This is a genomic window from Burkholderia metallica (assembly GCF_001718555.1).
Taxonomy (GTDB): Bacteria; Pseudomonadota; Gammaproteobacteria; order Burkholderiales; family Burkholderiaceae; genus Burkholderia; species Burkholderia metallica.
This window is the reverse complement of record NZ_CP013401.1, coordinates 2,129,975-2,145,534: the sequence shown is the minus strand read 5'-3', so window position 1 is coordinate 2,145,534 and position 15,560 is coordinate 2,129,975. Positions and strand designations below refer to the sequence as shown.

General features: G+C 65.5%; 15 protein-coding genes and 1 pseudogene. 6 read left to right on the top strand and 10 right to left on the bottom strand.

Going from position 1 to position 15,560, the window contains the following annotated elements:
- The first annotated feature begins 1 nt into the window (after nt 1).
- The 5 genes from rpsR (at nt 2) to WJ16_RS09585 (ending at nt 4,065) form a co-directional block, all read left to right on the top strand.
- Complete coding sequence (rpsR, locus tag WJ16_RS09605; RefSeq protein WP_006486248.1) at nt 2–277, top strand: 30S ribosomal protein S18; 276 nt, start codon at nt 2–4, stop codon at nt 275–277.
- Between the two features lie 27 nt (nt 278–304).
- Nucleotides 305–757: a 50S ribosomal protein L9 gene (rplI, locus tag WJ16_RS09600; protein WP_021156519.1), complete on the top strand. Its 453-nt coding sequence runs from the start codon at nt 305–307 to the stop codon at nt 755–757.
- 139 nt (nt 758–896) lie between these two features.
- Complete coding sequence (locus WJ16_RS09595; RefSeq protein ID WP_006486249.1) at nt 897–2,279, top strand: replicative DNA helicase; 1,383 nt, start codon at nt 897–899, stop codon at nt 2,277–2,279.
- A 138-nt stretch (nt 2,280–2,417) separates the two neighbouring features.
- Nucleotides 2,418–3,044, top strand: coding sequence for a DUF47 domain-containing protein (locus tag WJ16_RS09590; RefSeq protein WP_069256864.1), 627 nt, complete (start codon nt 2,418–2,420; stop codon nt 3,042–3,044).
- Between the two features lie 10 nt (nt 3,045–3,054).
- Entirely contained in the window at nt 3,055–4,065 is a 1,011-nt protein-coding gene (locus tag WJ16_RS09585; protein ID WP_069256863.1) for an inorganic phosphate transporter, read from the top strand.
- Between the two features lie 153 nt (nt 4,066–4,218).
- Here the strand turns inward: WJ16_RS09585 and WJ16_RS09580 are convergent, their stop codons facing one another.
- Nucleotides 4,219–5,325, bottom strand: coding sequence for a C40 family peptidase (locus WJ16_RS09580; protein WP_069256862.1), 1,107 nt, complete (start codon nt 5,323–5,325; stop codon nt 4,219–4,221).
- Between the two features lie 237 nt (nt 5,326–5,562).
- A complete protein-coding gene (locus WJ16_RS09575; protein ID WP_069256861.1) occupies nt 5,563–7,365 on the bottom strand; it encodes a PhoH family protein in 1,803 nt (600 codons plus the stop codon).
- On the opposite strand from WJ16_RS09575, the pseudogene WJ16_RS35520 reads away from it, so the two are divergent.
- Nucleotides 7,261–7,502, top strand: a pseudogene (locus WJ16_RS35520) (hypothetical protein); the annotation flags it as partial. The gene WJ16_RS09575 and the pseudogene WJ16_RS35520 overlap by 105 nt on opposite strands.
- A 198-nt stretch (nt 7,503–7,700) precedes the next feature.
- On the opposite strand, the gene WJ16_RS09570 reads toward WJ16_RS35520, so the two are convergent.
- From WJ16_RS09570 to WJ16_RS09535, 8 genes are all read right to left on the bottom strand, one after another.
- Nucleotides 7,701–8,162 (bottom strand): peroxiredoxin, encoded by a 462-nt coding sequence (locus WJ16_RS09570; RefSeq protein ID WP_014896859.1) that lies wholly within the window; start codon nt 8,160–8,162, stop codon nt 7,701–7,703.
- A gap of 110 nt (nt 8,163–8,272) precedes the next feature.
- Complete coding sequence (locus tag WJ16_RS09565; protein WP_069256860.1) at nt 8,273–9,169, bottom strand: polysaccharide deacetylase family protein; 897 nt, start codon at nt 9,167–9,169, stop codon at nt 8,273–8,275.
- A 13-nt stretch (nt 9,170–9,182) separates the two neighbouring features.
- Nucleotides 9,183–10,238: a bifunctional UDP-4-keto-pentose/UDP-xylose synthase gene (locus WJ16_RS09560; protein WP_006482864.1), complete on the bottom strand. Its 1,056-nt coding sequence runs from the start codon at nt 10,236–10,238 to the stop codon at nt 9,183–9,185.
- On the bottom strand, nt 10,235–11,182 hold the full coding sequence (locus WJ16_RS09555) for a formyltransferase (protein WP_069256859.1): 948 nt from the start codon (nt 11,180–11,182) through the stop codon (nt 10,235–10,237). Before WJ16_RS09555 ends, WJ16_RS09560 begins: the two co-directional genes overlap by 4 nt.
- The gene (locus WJ16_RS09550) at nt 11,179–12,201 is read right to left on the bottom strand and encodes a glycosyltransferase (RefSeq protein ID WP_069256858.1); all 1,023 of its coding nucleotides are present in this window, start codon (nt 12,199–12,201) and stop codon (nt 11,179–11,181) included. Before WJ16_RS09550 ends, WJ16_RS09555 begins: the two co-directional genes overlap by 4 nt.
- Before the next feature lie 6 nt (nt 12,202–12,207).
- Nucleotides 12,208–13,359 (bottom strand): DegT/DnrJ/EryC1/StrS family aminotransferase, encoded by a 1,152-nt coding sequence (locus WJ16_RS09545; protein WP_069256857.1) that lies wholly within the window; start codon nt 13,357–13,359, stop codon nt 12,208–12,210.
- A 129-nt stretch (nt 13,360–13,488) separates the two neighbouring features.
- Nucleotides 13,489–13,860 carry an EamA family transporter gene (locus tag WJ16_RS09540; RefSeq protein WP_044847242.1) on the bottom strand — a complete coding sequence of 124 codons (372 nt, stop codon included), beginning with the start codon at nt 13,858–13,860 and terminating at the stop codon, nt 13,489–13,491.
- Between the two features lie 17 nt (nt 13,861–13,877).
- Entirely contained in the window at nt 13,878–15,554 is a 1,677-nt protein-coding gene (locus WJ16_RS09535; protein WP_069256856.1) for a glycosyltransferase family 39 protein, read from the bottom strand.
- Nucleotides 15,555–15,560 lie beyond the last annotated feature (6 nt).

Sequence of the window (15,560 nt, the reverse complement as noted above, 5' to 3'; positions counted from 1 at the left end):
CATGCCCCGCCCGACTGGTAAGAAATTCGACAAGCGTCGTCAGCAACAAAACCCGCTCTTCAAGCGCAAGAAGTTCTGCCGTTTCACGGCTGCAGGCGTCGAGCAGATCGACTACAAGGACACGGAAACGCTGAAGGACTTCATCGGCGAAAACGGCAAGATCACGCCGGCTCGTCTGACGGGTACGAAGGCGCACTATCAGCGTCAGCTGGATACGGCCATCAAGCGTGCGCGTTTCCTCGCGCTGCTGCCGTACACCGATCAGCACAAGGCGTAATCAGGCGACGCAATAAGGAGAATTCGAATGCAAATCATTCTGTTGGAAAAAGTCGCCAATCTGGGTAACCTCGGCGACATCGTCAAGGTCAAGGACGGTTACGCTCGCAACTTCCTGATCCCGAACCGCAAGGCTCGCCGTGCAACGAAGGAAGCGATCGCCGAATTCGAAGTGCGCCGCGCGGAACTCGAAAAGATCGCCGCTGAAAAGCTGGCGGCATCGCAGGCAGTCGGCGAGAAGCTGAACGGCCAGTCGTTCGAAATTACGCAGAAGTCGGGCGTCGACGGCCGTCTGTTCGGTTCGGTCACGAACGGCGACGTCGCGGAACTGCTGAAGAAGGCAGGTTTCGAAGTCGAGAAGCTGCAGGTTCGCATGCCGGAAGGCCCGCTGAAGATGATCGGCGAGCACAACGTCCAGGTCGCGCTGCATACGGACGTCGTCGTCGACGTCACGATCAACGTGATCGGCGACCACGCGTAAGCGTACGCAAGCTTTCCGGGCGGCTTCCGTCGTCCGGACAAGGGCAGGCGTCCGGGCAACCGGGGCCTGCCTTTTTTATTGCCGCTTCGCCGGGACGCTCTCTGGCGTCGTCGTAGGTTATTCGCGATAATCCCAACCCATGAACGCGCCGCAAGATCCCCAAATCGAATCGCTGAAAGTCCCGCCGCACTCGGTCGAAGCCGAACAATCCGTGCTCGGCGGCCTGTTGCTCGACAACGCGGCCTGGGACCGGATTGCCGACTTCCTGTCGCAAGGCGACTTCTACCGCTACGACCACCGGATCATCTACGAGCACATCGGTCGCCTGATCGCGTCGACGCGCCCGGCCGACGTCGTGACCGTGTACGAAGCGCTGACCACGTCCGGCAAGGCCGACGACGTCGGCGGCCTCGCGTACCTCAACGCTCTTGCGCAGAACACGCCGAGCGCCGCGAACATCCGCCGCTACGCGGAAATCGTGCGCGACCGGGCGGTGTTGCGCCGGCTCGTGTCGGTCGCCGACGAAATCTCGGCCGATGCGTTCAACCCGCAGGGCAAGGAAGTCCGCCAGCTGCTCGACGAAGCCGAATCGAAAGTGTTCTCGATCGCCGAAGAGGGCGCGCGCGGCAACCAGGGCTTTCTGGAGATCGGGCCGCTGCTCACGCAGGTGGTCGAGCGTATCGACACGCTGTATCACACCGCGAATCCGAGCGACGTCACGGGCACGCCCACCGGCTTCGTCGACCTCGACCGGATGACGTCCGGGATGCACGGCGGCGAGCTGATCATCGTCGCGGGACGCCCGTCGATGGGCAAGACCGCCTTCTCGATGAACATCGGCGAATACGTCGCGGTCGAGTACGGGCTGCCGGTCGCGGTGTTCTCGATGGAAATGCCGGGCACCCAGCTCGTGATGCGTATGCTCGGCTCGATCGGCCGGCTCGATCAGCACCGGATGCGTACGGGCCGCCTGACCGACGAGGATTGGCCGAAACTGACGCACGCGGTGCAGAAGATGAGCGAGGCGCAGCTCTTCATCGACGAAACGGGCGGCCTGAACCCGATGGAATTGCGCTCGCGCGCGCGGCGTCTGGCGCGCCAGTGCGGCAAGCTCGGCCTGATCATCGTCGACTACCTGCAGCTGATGTCGGGCTCGTCGCAGGGCGAGAACCGCGCGACCGAGATCTCGGAAATCTCGCGATCGCTGAAGAGTCTCGCGAAGGAGCTCGACGTGCCGGTGATCGCGCTGTCGCAGCTGAACCGTGGCCTCGAGCAGCGTCCGAACAAGCGTCCGGTGATGTCGGATTTGCGCGAATCGGGCGCAATCGAACAGGACGCGGACGTGATCCTGTTCATTTATCGCGATGAAGTCTACAATCCCGACAGCCCTGACAAGGGGACGGCCGAGATCATCATCGGCAAGCAGCGTAACGGGCCGATCGGCCCCGTTCGGCTCACGTTCCTGGGGCAATACACGAAGTTCGACAACTTTGCAGGGGCGCAGACTTTCTACGGCGAGTAACGCCGGTTGTAAACCCTTATTTCGCCAAACGTTGTATCCAATCCCGGCGCGCGTATATGCGCGCGTCGCGGCGCGACCGAAACCGGTACAATGTCGCCCGTTTTCGTGACAGTAGTTTGACAATCTCTCAGGAATCCCATGTTCGGTCGATTCATGCCCACGGAGGGCAAGTTCTTTGAACTCTTCAACGCGCACGCGAAGCACATCGTTTCCGGTGGCCGCGAACTCGAACTGCTGATCGACAATCTCGCCGACGCCGAGATTCACAAGCAAAACGTGCAGACCGCCGAGAAGGCCGCCGACAAGCTCACGCACGAGGCGATCGATCTTCTGCACAAGACGTTCATCACGCCGCTCGATCGCGACGAGATCCACAAGCTGATCACGACGATGGACGACATCCTCGACCTGATGGAAGACGTCGCGACAGCCGTGTCGCTGTACGACGTGCGTTCCGTCACGTCCGAGGCGAGCCAGCTCGCGCACATCGTCACGCAGTCGGCCCAGCACGTGCAGCAGGCGGTCGGGTTGCTGTCCGACATGAAGCAGTCGGCGCAGATCCTCAAGCAGTGCGAGGAGATCGACCGCTGGGAGTCGGAAGCCGATCGCGTGCTGCGCTCGGCGATGTCGAAGCTGTTCCGCGAAGAAGACGACGTGAAGACGCTCATCAAGCTGAAGGCGATCTACGAACTGCTCGAAGAGATCACCGACAAGTGCGAGGACGTCGCGAACATCATCGAAGGCATCGTGCTGGAAAACGCCTGAGCGGACCACGATGCATTCGATACAACTCGCCCTCTGGATGGTCGCGACGCTCGTGCTCGTCGCGCTCGTATTCGATTTCATGAACGGCTTTCACGACGCGGCGAACTCGATCGCCACCGTCGTGTCGACCGGGGTGCTGAAACCCCAGCAGGCCGTCGTGTTCGCGGCGGCGTTCAACGTCATCGCCTATTTCATCTTCCACCTGAAGGTCGCGCAGACCGTCGGTAAAGGCACGATCGATCCTGAAATCGTCGATCACTACGTCGTGTTCGGCGCGCTGGTCGGTGCGATCGGCTGGAACGTGATCACGTGGTACTACGGGATTCCGTCGAGCTCGTCGCACGCACTGATCGGCGGGCTCGTCGGCGCGGCGCTCGCGAAGTCGGGCTGGAGCTCGCTGAACATCGACGGGCTGCTGAAGACGGTTGCGTTCATCTTCATTTCGCCGCTGCTCGGTTTCATCCTCGGCTCGCTGTTCATGCTCGGCGTGTCGTGGCTGTACTTCCGTACCGCACCCAGCAAGGTCGACCGGCGCTTCCGCCGGCTGCAGCTGCTGTCGGCCGGGCTGTACAGCCTCGGCCACGGCGGCAACGACGCGCAGAAAACGATCGGCATCATCTGGATGCTGCTGATCGCGTCGGGCTATGCGTCGGCGACCGCCGATGCGCCGCCGGCGTGGGTGATCGGCGCGTGCTACCTGTCGATGGGCCTCGGCACGCTGTTCGGCGGCTGGCGCATCGTGCGCACGATGGGTCAGAAGATCACGAAGCTCAAGCCGGTCGGCGGTTTCTGTGCGGAAACCGGCGGCGCGATGACGCTGTTCCTCGCGTCGTTCCTCGGCATTCCGGTGTCGACCACGCACACGATCACCGGCGCGATCGTCGGCGTCGGCGCGACGCAGAAGCTGTCGGCCGTGCGCTGGGGCGTAGCCGGCAATATCGTGTGGGCGTGGGTGCTGACGCTGCCGGCGGCCGCGCTGTTCGCAGCCGGCGGATGGTGGCTCGGGCATCAGATTTTCTGATCGCCGCTACCGTCGAACGGACGCTCGATGCGCCGCAAGCCGAAAGGCTGCGGCGCATTTTCTTTGGGGCGGCGCGAATGTGCGGCGCATGGCGGGTGCCGTCGCGGGTGGCCGCAGGCGACGGCGAAACGGGTGAGCGCGGAGGGAAGCGGGCTAGTAACTTCCGTTCGCGAACCGGGCAATCGGATCGTCCGCGGTTGCGGTGCGCGGGCTGACCGGCGCGGACTGCGTCGATGCGCGCAATACCTGCACGGGAGCCGGTTCGGGGCTGCGCGGTGACGTCGCTGCGACGGCCGGCGGCGGCTCCGCGTCGAAAGCGGCTGCCTCGGCGGCCGTCAGCGCGGTGGTCGGAATCTGCGTGCCGACCTCGGCCGGGGCGGCCGATGTAGCCGGCGCGGCATTCGACGTCATGGTGGCGATGCCCGCGCCGTCATTCACGGACGTTGCCTGCTGCCGGGCCGCCTGCATGCGCGGCGGCGGCGGTTCGTACGGATCGGCCGCCGCAGCCGCGGAGGGGGCCGCTGCGGTCGATGCGACCTGCGCGGCCGGCATGACCGGTGCGGGTGTCCGGGTAGCGGCAGCTGGCGGCGACGCATAGGCCGGCTGCAGCGGCGCGGCGGCGGCGGTCACGACCACCGGGGCGGGCGCGACGACCGGCGCGCTGCGCGGCTCGTCACGCTTTGCCTCATAGGTCGGCGCATCGAACGGCGTAGGCGCGCCGCGCGGCGGCGCGACGCGGCGAATGCCGTCGAAGCGCTTCGCCCAGTATGGATTCGTCAGGTAGTCGAGCCGCACGGTGCCGCCGGTCGACGGCGCATTGACGAAGCGCAGCTTGCCGACATAGATGCCGACGTGCGAATGCGGCCGCCCGGTCGTATTGAAGAAGATCAGGTCGCCCGGCGCGATCTGGTCGGGCTCGACCGACACGCCGCGGCCGCTCATGTCGGCGGTCGTGCGCGGCAGGTTCACGTCGGCCGCACGGCCGATCACGTAGCGCACGAGCCCGCTGCAGTCGAAGCCGCTCGTCGGCGTGTTGCCGCCCCAGCGATACGGGACGCCGACGAGGCTCATCGCCTGGATCGAGATTTCTTCCTGGCCGACGCTGTGATCGACGAAATTCGGGAAATTGGCGGGGGCGGGGAAGGCGCGCGGCGTCGTGATCTTCATGCCGGACGCGGGGCGCGATGCCGACTGCGGCGGCACGCTGGAGCAGGCCGCAAGCAGTGAAACGACAGCAACGGGAACCCAGATTCGAAGCATGGCAAGGCGGGCGAGCACGGTGCGCTCGCGAATCGTATGACAACAGACAGACCCGATGGTAGACGCACCGGCGGGGCTTAAGCAACCATTCTTGAGAATTTACTTGAAGTTTCGCGCGTAAACTGCGTTGTTGCGCGACGAAGTGTTACTTTTGTCTTCGACCCCAAATGAAAACGGCGCTCCGGAAACGGAGCGCCGCGTGGCGTCGAAAGCCGGCCGCCAGGGCGGCCGGTGTCGTCAGAGGATGTCCGACGCGTAGTCGGCGAGTCGCGAGCGTTCGCCGCGTGCGAGCGTCACGTGGCCGCTGTGGCCCCAGCCCTTGAAGCGGTCGACGACGTAGGTCAGGCCCGAGCTGCCTTCGGTCAGGTAAGGCGTGTCGATCTGCGCGATGTTGCCGAGGCACACGATCTTCGTGCCGGGGCCCGCGCGCGTGACGAGCGTCTTGATCTGCTTCGGCGTCAGGTTCTGCGCCTCGTCGATGATCAGGTACTTGTCGACGAACGTGCGGCCGCGCATGAAGTTCATGCTCTTCACTTTCAGGCGCGAACGGATCAGCTCCTGCGTCGCGGCACGACCCCATTCGCCGGCCGCGTCGTCGGTCTTCTGCAGCACTTCGAGGTTGTCGTCGAATGCACCCATCCACGGCTGCATCTTCTCTTCCTCGGTGCCGGGCAGGAAACCGATGTCCTCGCCGACGGGCACGGTCGCGCGCGTCACGATGATCTCGTTGTAGCGCTTGTCGTCGAGCACCTGGGCGAGACCGGCCGCGAGCGCGACGAGCGTCTTGCCGGTGCCGGCCTGGCCGAGCAGCGTGACGAAGTCGATCTCGGGGTTCATCAGCAGGTTCAGCGCGAAGTTCTGCTCGCGGTTGCGCGCGGTGATGCCCCACACGTTGTTCTTGTGGTGGCTGTAGTCGCGCAGCGTCTGCAGCAGCGCCGTCTTGCCGTTCAGTTCGCGCACGATCGCGTGGAAGGTCGGCTCGCCGTTCTGCGGCTCGAGATAGACGAACTCGTTGACGAGCATCGACGCGACGAGCGGGCCCGTCACGCGGTAGTACGTGGTGCCCGTCTTCGTGTCCTGCCAGCTCTCCATCCCCTTCGCGTGCTTGGTCCAGAAGTCCTGCGGCAGCTCGCGCACGCCGGTGTAGAGCAGGTCCGAATCCTCGAGCACCTGGTCGTTGAAGTAGTCTTCCGCGGGCAGGCCGAGCGCGTGCGCCTTGATCCGCATGTTGATGTCTTTCGACACCAGCACGACCTGGCGATCCGGCCGGTCGCGCTGCAGCGCGCGCACGACGCCGAGGATCTGGTTGTCGGCCTTGCCTTCGGGCAGGCCTTCGACGGGCGCGATGTCCGCGAGCTTCGTCTGGAAGTACAGGCGGCCGAGCGCCTCGCGGCTGCCGAGCCGCGACAGCGGGATGCCGGCCGAGATCGGGCCGCCGTCGGCGACGAGCGCGTCGAGCGTGCGGCTGACCTGGCGTGCGTTGCGCGCGACTTCGGACATCCCCTTCTTGTGGTTGTCGAGTTCCTCGAGCGTCATCATCGGCAGATAGACGTCGTGTTCCTCGAAGCGGAAGAGGCTGCTCGGGTCGTGCATCAGCACGTTGGTGTCGAGCACGAAAAGTTTCTGCAGTTCGGCTTCGGCGGGCTTGCGGCCGCGCGACTTCGTCGCGGCGCCGGTATTGCGCGCGGGGGCGGCCGCCGGTTTGTCGGCGGCCGGCTTGTCGTTGCGCGCAACGGCCGGTGCCGCGGGTTCGGCGGGTGCCCGCATCGGCTGCAGCAGGGCGGCCGTCTGTTTCGTCTTGCGGCCGCGTGCGGGTGCGCCCGCGGCATCCGGCGCCGGCGAGGCGACGGCGCGCAGCGGCGCGGCCGTGTTCGCGGCTTCGGTCATCGGTTGGGCCACGCTCGCCGGACCATAGTCACCGGCTGTGGATGCGTCCCCTTCGGCGGATTTCTTCGCGGCTTTCGCGGGCCGCGCTTTCGCCTTGTATTCGTCGGGCGGCAGCAGGCTGCCGAGCTTGCTGGGGGGAGTAGGCAAAGGCATGGTGTCCCTCGGGAGGAATCGTGTCGCATGGCATGCGCCGCTGATCGCATCCTGCGTGACGTAGACGCATGCAGTTTGCGCGCGGTGGCGCACAGGAAGTTCGTCTAGCCGGTTCGCCTAAGTGTCGATCAGCTCCTCGATGCGTTAAGGGCCGGACCGGGGAAGGCCGGCGCGCAAACCATAAAAAAAGCCGCTGCCCCGTCGACAGGGACATGCGGCTCGGCTGATACCGTCGTGATGCGCGTCAGGTGCCGGGAAGCATCGCAACGGGCACCGGCGCAGCTACGAGAAATATGGGGCGAACTGGCATTCATTGCGGCCCAATATAACGCGCCTCAAAGCGCTTGTACAGCACTTAGCACGTCGTCCACGTGGCCTGGCACCTTGATGCCGCGCCATGCGTGGCGAAGCACGCCGTCGGCGTCGATCAGGAACGTCGAGCGCTCGATTCCGCGCACTTCCTTGCCATACATTTTCTTCATCTTGATGACGTCGAACAGCGCGCACAGCGCTTCGTCGGCATCGGAAATCAGCGGGAACGGCAGTTCGAGCTTTGCCTTGAAATTGTCATGCGAGCGCAGGCTGTCGCGCGACACGCCGATGACTTCCGCACCGGCTTTCTTGAACTTCGGATAGAGGTCGCGGAACTGCAGCCCTTCGGTCGTGCAGCCCGGCGTGTTGTCCTTCGGATAGAAGTACAGCACGAGTTTCTTGCCCTTCAGGTCGGACAGCGAAATGTCGCCGCCCGTGGCCGGTGCGGTGAAATCGGGAACTTGACGGTCAACTTCGACGGACACGTGTTTCTCCTGTTGTTATGCAAAGGCGCCGCTGCGGCGGCGCGGTTCGGCAGTGCGTCGCCGCGGCACGCGCCCCAGGGGCGGCGCGGGCGACGCCGGCTCGTGCGAACTCAGTCGGGCTGGACGATCAGTTCGCCGGAGCGGCCGGGGATTTCGCCCCACGTGACAGGGTACGATGGCAGCGAGTCGCGGTCCAGCGCTGCATGGTAGTCGCCCATCGTCGCAAACGTATGGCCTTGCGCGCGCCAGCCGGCGAGCAGTTGCTCGAACACGGGCGCGAGCTTCTGGCCTTCCAGCTCCGCATGCAGCGTGAACACCTGGTCGTGCGGATTGGTTTCGGTGAACTTGAGGATGTGCGCGGCGACGTTGTGCGTGTCGACGCCGTCGATGCCGAGCACTTCGTCGAGCGTCGGCAGCGTGGTGGGCATCTGCACGTGCGACAGCGTGCGGCCGTTGACGACCGGCAGGTACGGCGAATGGCCGCGGCCGTCGGATGCGTAGCGCATCCCCCATGCGTCGATCTGCTCGAACGCGGAATCGTTCATCTGCCAGCCGGCCGCGCCGTGCGTGACGGGCGGCGCGCCGAAGATGTCGATGAAGCGCGCGTGGCTCTTCTGCATTTCACGCGCGGTCCAGTCGCGATCGCGCACGCGGACGTTGTCCTGCCAGTACACGTGATCCCACGTGTGGATTCCGCATTCGAAGCCGGCCTCGTGAATCGCGCGCATGTCGGCGATCGCACGGCGGCCGATGTCGGGGCCCGGCAGCAGCACGCCGTACATCAGCTGCTTCACGCCGTAGTGTTCGACCACCGACGTGCGCGACACTTTCTTCAGGAAGCCGGGGCGGAACACGCGCCGCAGCGCCCAGCCCGTGTGATCGGGCCCGAGGCTGAAGAGGAAGGTCGCGCGCGCACTGAAGCGGTCGAAGATGCGCGCGAGGTTCGGCACGCCTTCGCGCGTGCCGCGCAGCGTGTCGACGTCGATCTTGAGGACGATGCGAGCCAAGCGAACGTCCCGCTCAGCCTTGCTGTTCGACGAGCGCGCGTGCGTCGGCGACGTGGCCGCGATACGCTTCGAAGATGTTGCGCAGCGCGTCGTCGAACGTCGCTTGCGGCGCCCAGCCGAGCTCCTGCATCGTGTTGTCGATCTTCGGGACGCGGTTCTGCACGTCCTGATAGCCGTTGCCGTAGTAGGCGCCGGACGTCGTCTCGACGAGCTTCACCTGCTTGGCCGAATCGGCGTACTCGGGGAATTCCGCGGCCAGTTCGAGCATCTTGTGCGCGAGTTCGCGAACCGAGAAGTTGTTCTTCGGATTCCCGATGTTGTAGATCTTGCCCGACGCGACGCCGTCCTTGTTCTCGATGATCTTCATCAGTGCGCTGATGCCGTCGCCGATATCGGTGAACGCGCGCTTCTGCGAGCCGCCGTCGACGAGGCTGATGTTCTCGCCGCGCACGATGTGGCCGAGGAACTGCGTGACCACGCGCGAGCTGCCTTCCTTCGGCGTGTAGATCGAGTCGAGGCCCGGGCCGATCCAGTTGAACGGACGGAACAGCGTGAAGTTCAGGCCTTCCATCCCGTAGCCCCAGATCACGCGGTCCATCAGCTGCTTCGAGCACGCGTAGATCCAGCGCGGCTTGTTGATCGGGCCGTAGGTGAGGGCCGATGCATCCGGGTCGAACTGCTCGTCCGAGCACATGCCGTAGACCTCGGAGGTCGACGGGAACACGAGGTGCTTGCCGTACTTGACGGCCGAACGCACGATCGGCAGGTTCGCCTCGAAGTCGAGTTCGAACACGCGCAGCGGCTGCTGGACGTAGGTGGCGGGCGTCGCGATCGCGACGAGCGGCAGGATCACGTCGCACTTCTTCACGTGATACTCGACCCACTCCTTGTTGATCGTGATGTCGCCTTCGAAGAAATGCATCCGCTCGTGGTTGACGAGGTCGCCAAGCCGGTCGGTCTGCATGTCCATGCCGAACACTTCCCAATCGGTGGTTTCAAGAATGCGCTTCGACAGGTGATGGCCGATGAAGCCGTTCACACCCAGGATCAGGACTTTTTTTGCTTTCATGAATGACGGGAAGAATGAATGAACTGCGCGAATTCCGCGGGCGTCACAGCGGTTTCGCTGCCGTCGCGCTGCTGCCACAGCTCGAGAATGGATAGGGCGCGGCTGTCGCCGCAGACGCCGAATAGCGCATTATCGCTTACGTGCAGGCCGGGCGGCAAATCTGCCGCGGCCGCTGCCGCCGCGCTGCCGGGCGCCGCGAGGCGCGCACGCGCGATCACGAAGCGGGTGCCGTCGAGGTCCGTGAACGCGCCCGGATACGGGGGCGCGACCGCGCGCACCAGGTTGTAGACCTGCGCGGCCGGCTTCGACCAGTCGATGCGGCCGTCCTCGGGCTTGCGCCCGCCGTAGTAGCTGCCGGTCGCGAGATCGTTCGGCAGGTGCGGCGCCTCGCCCGCGAGCAGCGCGGGCAGCACGCGCCAGAGCGTCTGCTCGGCGGCCACCGTGACCTTGTCGAACACCTGCGCGGCCGTGTCGTCCGGCAGGATCGGCACCGCGGTCTGGCCGATGATCGCGCCCGCGTCGGGCTTGGCGGCCATCTCGTGCAGCGTCGCGCCGGTTTCGGTTTCGCCGTTCAGCACCGCCCAGTTGGTCGGTACCCGACCCCGGTATTTCGGCAGCAGCGAACCGTGCATGTTGTACGCACCCTTCGGCGCGATCGCGAGCAGGTCGACCGGCAGCATGTGCCGGTAGTAGAACGAGAAGATGAAGTCGGGCTGCGCATCGAGCACGGCGCGGCGCAGCGCCGGATCCGCGGGATCGGCCGGCGTGAGCACCGCAATGCCGTGTTCGGCCGCGACGGACGCGACGCTGCCGAACCAGATGTTCTCGTTCGGGTTGTCCTCGTGCGTGACGACGAGCGCGACGTCGACGCCGCGCGCGAGCAGCACCTGCAGGCAGCGCACGCCGACGTTGTGATATGCGAAGACGACTGCGCGCGGCTTCATTGCGCGGCCCTCGCACGGTCCGCGCCGGCCGGCACCGCCGGCACGCCGTCGTGCTGCTCGAGCACGGCCTGGATCAGATAGCGCGGGCGCGCGCGCACCTGCTGGTAGATGCGGCCGACGTATTCGCCGAGCAGGCCGAGCGCGAAGATGATCACGCCGAGCAGGAAGAACGTGATCGCGAACAGCGTGAACACGCCTTGCACTTCCGCGCCGACGATGAAGCGGCGCACGAGCAGCAGCAAGAACAGCGCGGCGGAGCCGAGCGACAGGATCACGCCGATGAACGACAGCCACTGCAGCGGCACGACCGAGAAGCCCGTCACGAGGTCGAAGTTCAGCCGGATCAGGCTGTACAGCGAGTATTTCGACTCGCCGGCGAAGCGCTCCTCGTGCGCGACCTCGATTTCGGTCGGGTTCTGCGCGAACGTGTACGCGAGGGCCGGGATGAACGTGTTGACTTCGCCGCACACGTTGATCGTGTCGATGATGCGGCGGCTGTACGCGCGCAGCATGCAGCCCTGGTCGGTCATTTTGATGCGCGTGATGCGCTCGCGCAGGCGGTTCATCATCTGCGACGCCTTGCGCCGCCACAGGCTGTCCTGGCGCTGCTTGCGGATCGAGCCGACGTAGTCGTAGCCGTCGCGCATCTTCGCGATCAGCTTGCCGATTTCCTCGGGCGGATTCTGCAGGTCTGCATCGAGCGTGATCACGATGTCGCCGCGCGATTGCGCGAAACCGGCGAGGATCGCCATGTGCTGGCCGTAGTTGCCGTTGAGCAGCACGACGCGCGTCGTGTCGGGACGTACGTGGAACTGATCGGCGAGCATCGCGGCCGAGCGGTCGCGGCTGCCGTCGTTGATCAGGATCACTTCGTATGACGTGTCGAGTGCGTCGAGCGCCGGATACAGCCGCGCGAACAGCGCGGCGAGGCCGTCTTCCTCGTTGTACACGGGGATGATGACCGAAACTTCGGGTTGTCCGGCGACCGGATGACCGGCGCGTGCTTCAAGGTGACTCATGTACGCTTATTTTCCGTATTGTTCGCAAATCTGGTTGATGGCGTCGACCACGCGACGCACGTCGTCTTCCGTCATCTGCGTGAACAGCGGCAGCGTGACGGTCGACGCGCCGTACCGTTCGGCGTGGGGGAACATGCCCTCCTTGAAGCCGCGCGCACGGTACAGCGTGAAAAGATGGATCGCCGGGTAGTGGATGCCCGTTCCGATCCCGCGTTCCTTCATCTGCGCCATGAACTCGGCGCGCGAGATCGTCAGCCGCTCGAGCGGCAGCGTGACCAGGAACATGTGCCAGTTGCCGTTCTCGAATTCGGCGACCGGCAGGCCGACGCCGAGCTTCACGGCCGGGCTGCCGTCGAACGCGGCGAAATACGCACGGGCGAGCGCGCGGCGCTGCGCGGTGAAGCGCTCGAGGTGCGGCAACTGGCCCAGGCCGACACGCGCGGCGACGTCGGTCAGGTTGTACTTGCCGCCGAGCACGTCGCAATCCATCCCGTCGAAGCCGGTGCGCGTGATGCCCTGCAACCGGTACTTCTGCGCGAGCGTCGCTTCTTCGTCGTTGTTCAGCACGAGGGCGCCGCCTTCGATCGTCGTCAGGTTCTTGTTCGCGTGGAAGCTGAACGAAACCAGGTCGCCGATCGCGCCGATGCGCTTGCCGTTCCAGGTCGAGCCGAACGCCTGCGCCGCATCCTCGATCACGCGCAGCTTGTGCGCGCGAGCGATCGCGTACAGGCGGTCCATGTCGACCGGCAGGCCGGACAGGTACACGGGGATGATCGCCTTCGTGCGCGGCGTGATCGCCTGCTCGAGCTTGTCGAGGTCGATGTTGCGCGTGACGGGATCGATGTCCGCGAACACGGGCGTCGCGCCCGTCTCGATGATCACGTTGCTGGTCGAGACCCACGACGCCGGCGTCGTGATCACCTCGTCGCCGGCGCCGACGCCCGCGATGCGCAGGCCGATCTCGAGCGTGCAGGTGCCGGAGTTGAACACGCGGACCGGACGGCCGCCGCAGTACTCCGACAGCGCCGCTTCGAACTTCTGGCACTGCGGGCCGGTGGTGATCCAGCCCGAGCGCAGCACGTCGACGACGCCCTGGATGGTTTCCTCATCGATCTCGGGGCGGGTGAACGGCAGAAACGGAGCGGTAGTCTGGCTCATGAGCGCGTTGGGCTGTAATGGCGTGTAATAAAAGGGTCGGGCGATCCCGGCCGAAACCGGCATTAAACACCGGTTGGCGCAATCGCACCGTGATTTTTTGTAGGCGGACGCTTAACGCGGCGGGCAGGCTCAGCTTCGTGCGAGCACCAGCACGCCGATCAGGATGATGCCGATGCCGACCAGGCGCTGGACCGACAGCACTTCGCCGAACAGGTACCAGGCCGCGAACGCGTTGACGACGTAGCCGAGCGACAGCATCGGGTACGCGATCGACACGTCGACCCGCGACAGCCCGACGATCCAGACCACGACGCTCAGCACGTAGCAGCCGAGGCCGCCGATGATCGGCAACTGGGTCGCGATCTTCAGGCCGACCGGGAGGATGTTCGCACGGCTGAATTCGAAGTGTCCAACGGCGTTGACGCCGGCTTTCAGCAGCAGTTGCGCACAGGCGTTGAGCATCACCCCGGTGATGATGCAGACGAACGAGACGGGATTCATGCGGCGGGCGTCCTTGCTTACGATTGCGGTTTCTCGACGATCACGCGGCGGTTGTCGCGCGCGATCACGCGCATCGGCACGCCTTGCTTGACCAGCGTGTCGTACTGACCGGGCGGCATGATCGCGAGCGCATGGGTTTCCTGCTTCCAACGGGTGATCCACGCGTCGACGGTCGGAATCCACTTGTTCGGCTCCATCGAGATCCCGAACGCGAGCTCGTCCTGGCGCTGGACCATGATCGTCGTGTGGCCCATGTAGAACGGGAACGTGTGGTCGAGCATCTCGATCGAGTAGAACGGCGTGTCGGGCGGCAGTTTCGCCAGTTCGGCGCGCACGGCCGGCGCGAGCAGCGCGCCCGAGCTGTAGCGGCCGAACTCGTCGTGCCCGGTGCCGCCGATCGTGCCGAACGCGAGCCATGCGGCGCCGAACGCGGCGAGCGCGGCGGCCACGCCCGCGCGGCGATTCAGCCACGCGGCCGCGAGCGTCAGCGCGGCCGCGACCGCGAGGCCCGCGTACAGCCACATCTGGAATGCGCGGTACAGCGCGTTCGGCGTGCGGGCGTCGCCCTGGTACGCGAGGAAGATGATCCCGAACGCGGCGACGACGAAGAACACGAGGTAGCCGAGCAGGTGGCGGCGGAACCGGTCGGCGCTCATCAGCGGCAGGTACGCGCCGATGATCAGCGCGAGCGCCGGCGCGACCGGCAGCACGTACGAGATCAGCTTCGAATGCGACGCGCTGAAAAACAGGAAGATGAATGCGCTCCAGATCAGCAGCACGAGCATCGGCGCGAAGCCGTTCGGCTGGCGCGGCATCCGCAGCGCATGGCGGATGCTCTGCCACGCGACCGACAGCCACGGCAGGAAACCGACCAGCAGCACGGGCACGAAGTAGTAGAGGGGGCCCGGGCGGTTCTGTTCCGGGGTCAGATATCGGCGGAACTGCTGGACGATGAAGAAGAAGTTGAAGAACTCGGGGTTGCGCTGCTGCACGAGCACGAACCACGGCGTGACGATCGCGAAGAAGATCACGAGGCCGCTCACCAGATACAGGCGCTTCCACAGCGCCCAGTCGCGCGCGACGAGCGTATAGAGCACGAGCACCGCGCCGGGCAGGATCAGGCCGACGAGGCCCTTGGACAGCACCGCGAACGCCATCGCGGCCCAGCACGCCCACATCCAGCCGCGCGCGGCGGCCGGGCGCAGCCCGGGCCGCTGCGCGAGGAGCAGCGAGCAGAGCGACAGCGACATCCAGAACGCGAGCCCCATGTCGAGCGCGTTGAAGTGGCCCATCAGGTTCCAGTACGGCGCGCTGGCGAGCACGACGGCGGCGAGGAAGCCGGACAGCGGATTGAACAGGCGCGCGCCGGTGTAGCCGACCAGCAGCACGCCGACGAAGCTCGCGACGGCCGTGTACAGGCGCGCCTGCCATTCGCCGATGCCGAACCACGCGAACGTGAGCGCGTTCAGCCAGGTCTGCAGCGGCGGCTTCTCGAAATACTTGTAGCCGTTGTAGCGCGGCGTGATCCAGTCGCCGGTGACGAACATTTCGCGCGCCATTTCCGCGTAGCGGCCTTCGTCGCTCGGAATCAGGTGGCGCAGCCCGAGCGGCGCGAACCAGACGATCGCGAGCGCGACGACGAGGAGGACGAGCGTGATGCGATTGAGCGGTAGCCTCGACGGCGTATCGTTCATGGATTT

What these genes read in the sequence shown, in the direction of transcription:
- rpsR (WP_006486248.1), top strand. Translation starts at nt 2, where the DNA reads ATGCCCCGCCCGACTGGTAAGAAATTCGACAAGCGTCGTCAGCAACAA.
- rplI (WP_021156519.1), top strand. Translation starts at nt 305, where the DNA reads ATGCAAATCATTCTGTTGGAAAAAGTCGCCAATCTGGGTAACCTCGGC.
- WJ16_RS09595 (WP_006486249.1), top strand. Translation starts at nt 897, where the DNA reads ATGAACGCGCCGCAAGATCCCCAAATCGAATCGCTGAAAGTCCCGCCG.
- WJ16_RS09590 (WP_069256864.1), top strand. Translation starts at nt 2,418, where the DNA reads ATGTTCGGTCGATTCATGCCCACGGAGGGCAAGTTCTTTGAACTCTTC.
- WJ16_RS09585 (WP_069256863.1), top strand. Translation starts at nt 3,055, where the DNA reads ATGCATTCGATACAACTCGCCCTCTGGATGGTCGCGACGCTCGTGCTC.
- WJ16_RS09580 (WP_069256862.1), bottom strand. Translation starts at nt 5,325, where the DNA reads ATGCTTCGAATCTGGGTTCCCGTTGCTGTCGTTTCACTGCTTGCGGCC.
- WJ16_RS09575 (WP_069256861.1), bottom strand. Translation starts at nt 7,365, where the DNA reads ATGCCTTTGCCTACTCCCCCCAGCAAGCTCGGCAGCCTGCTGCCGCCC.
- WJ16_RS09560 (WP_006482864.1), bottom strand. Translation starts at nt 10,238, where the DNA reads ATGAAAGCAAAAAAAGTCCTGATCCTGGGTGTGAACGGCTTCATCGGC.
- WJ16_RS09555 (WP_069256859.1), bottom strand. Translation starts at nt 11,182, where the DNA reads ATGAAGCCGCGCGCAGTCGTCTTCGCATATCACAACGTCGGCGTGCGC.
- WJ16_RS09550 (WP_069256858.1), bottom strand. Translation starts at nt 12,201, where the DNA reads ATGAGTCACCTTGAAGCACGCGCCGGTCATCCGGTCGCCGGACAACCC.
- WJ16_RS09545 (WP_069256857.1), bottom strand. Translation starts at nt 13,359, where the DNA reads ATGAGCCAGACTACCGCTCCGTTTCTGCCGTTCACCCGCCCCGAGATC.
- WJ16_RS09540 (WP_044847242.1), bottom strand. Translation starts at nt 13,860, where the DNA reads ATGAATCCCGTCTCGTTCGTCTGCATCATCACCGGGGTGATGCTCAAC.
- WJ16_RS09535 (WP_069256856.1), bottom strand. Translation starts at nt 15,554, where the DNA reads ATGAACGATACGCCGTCGAGGCTACCGCTCAATCGCATCACGCTCGTC.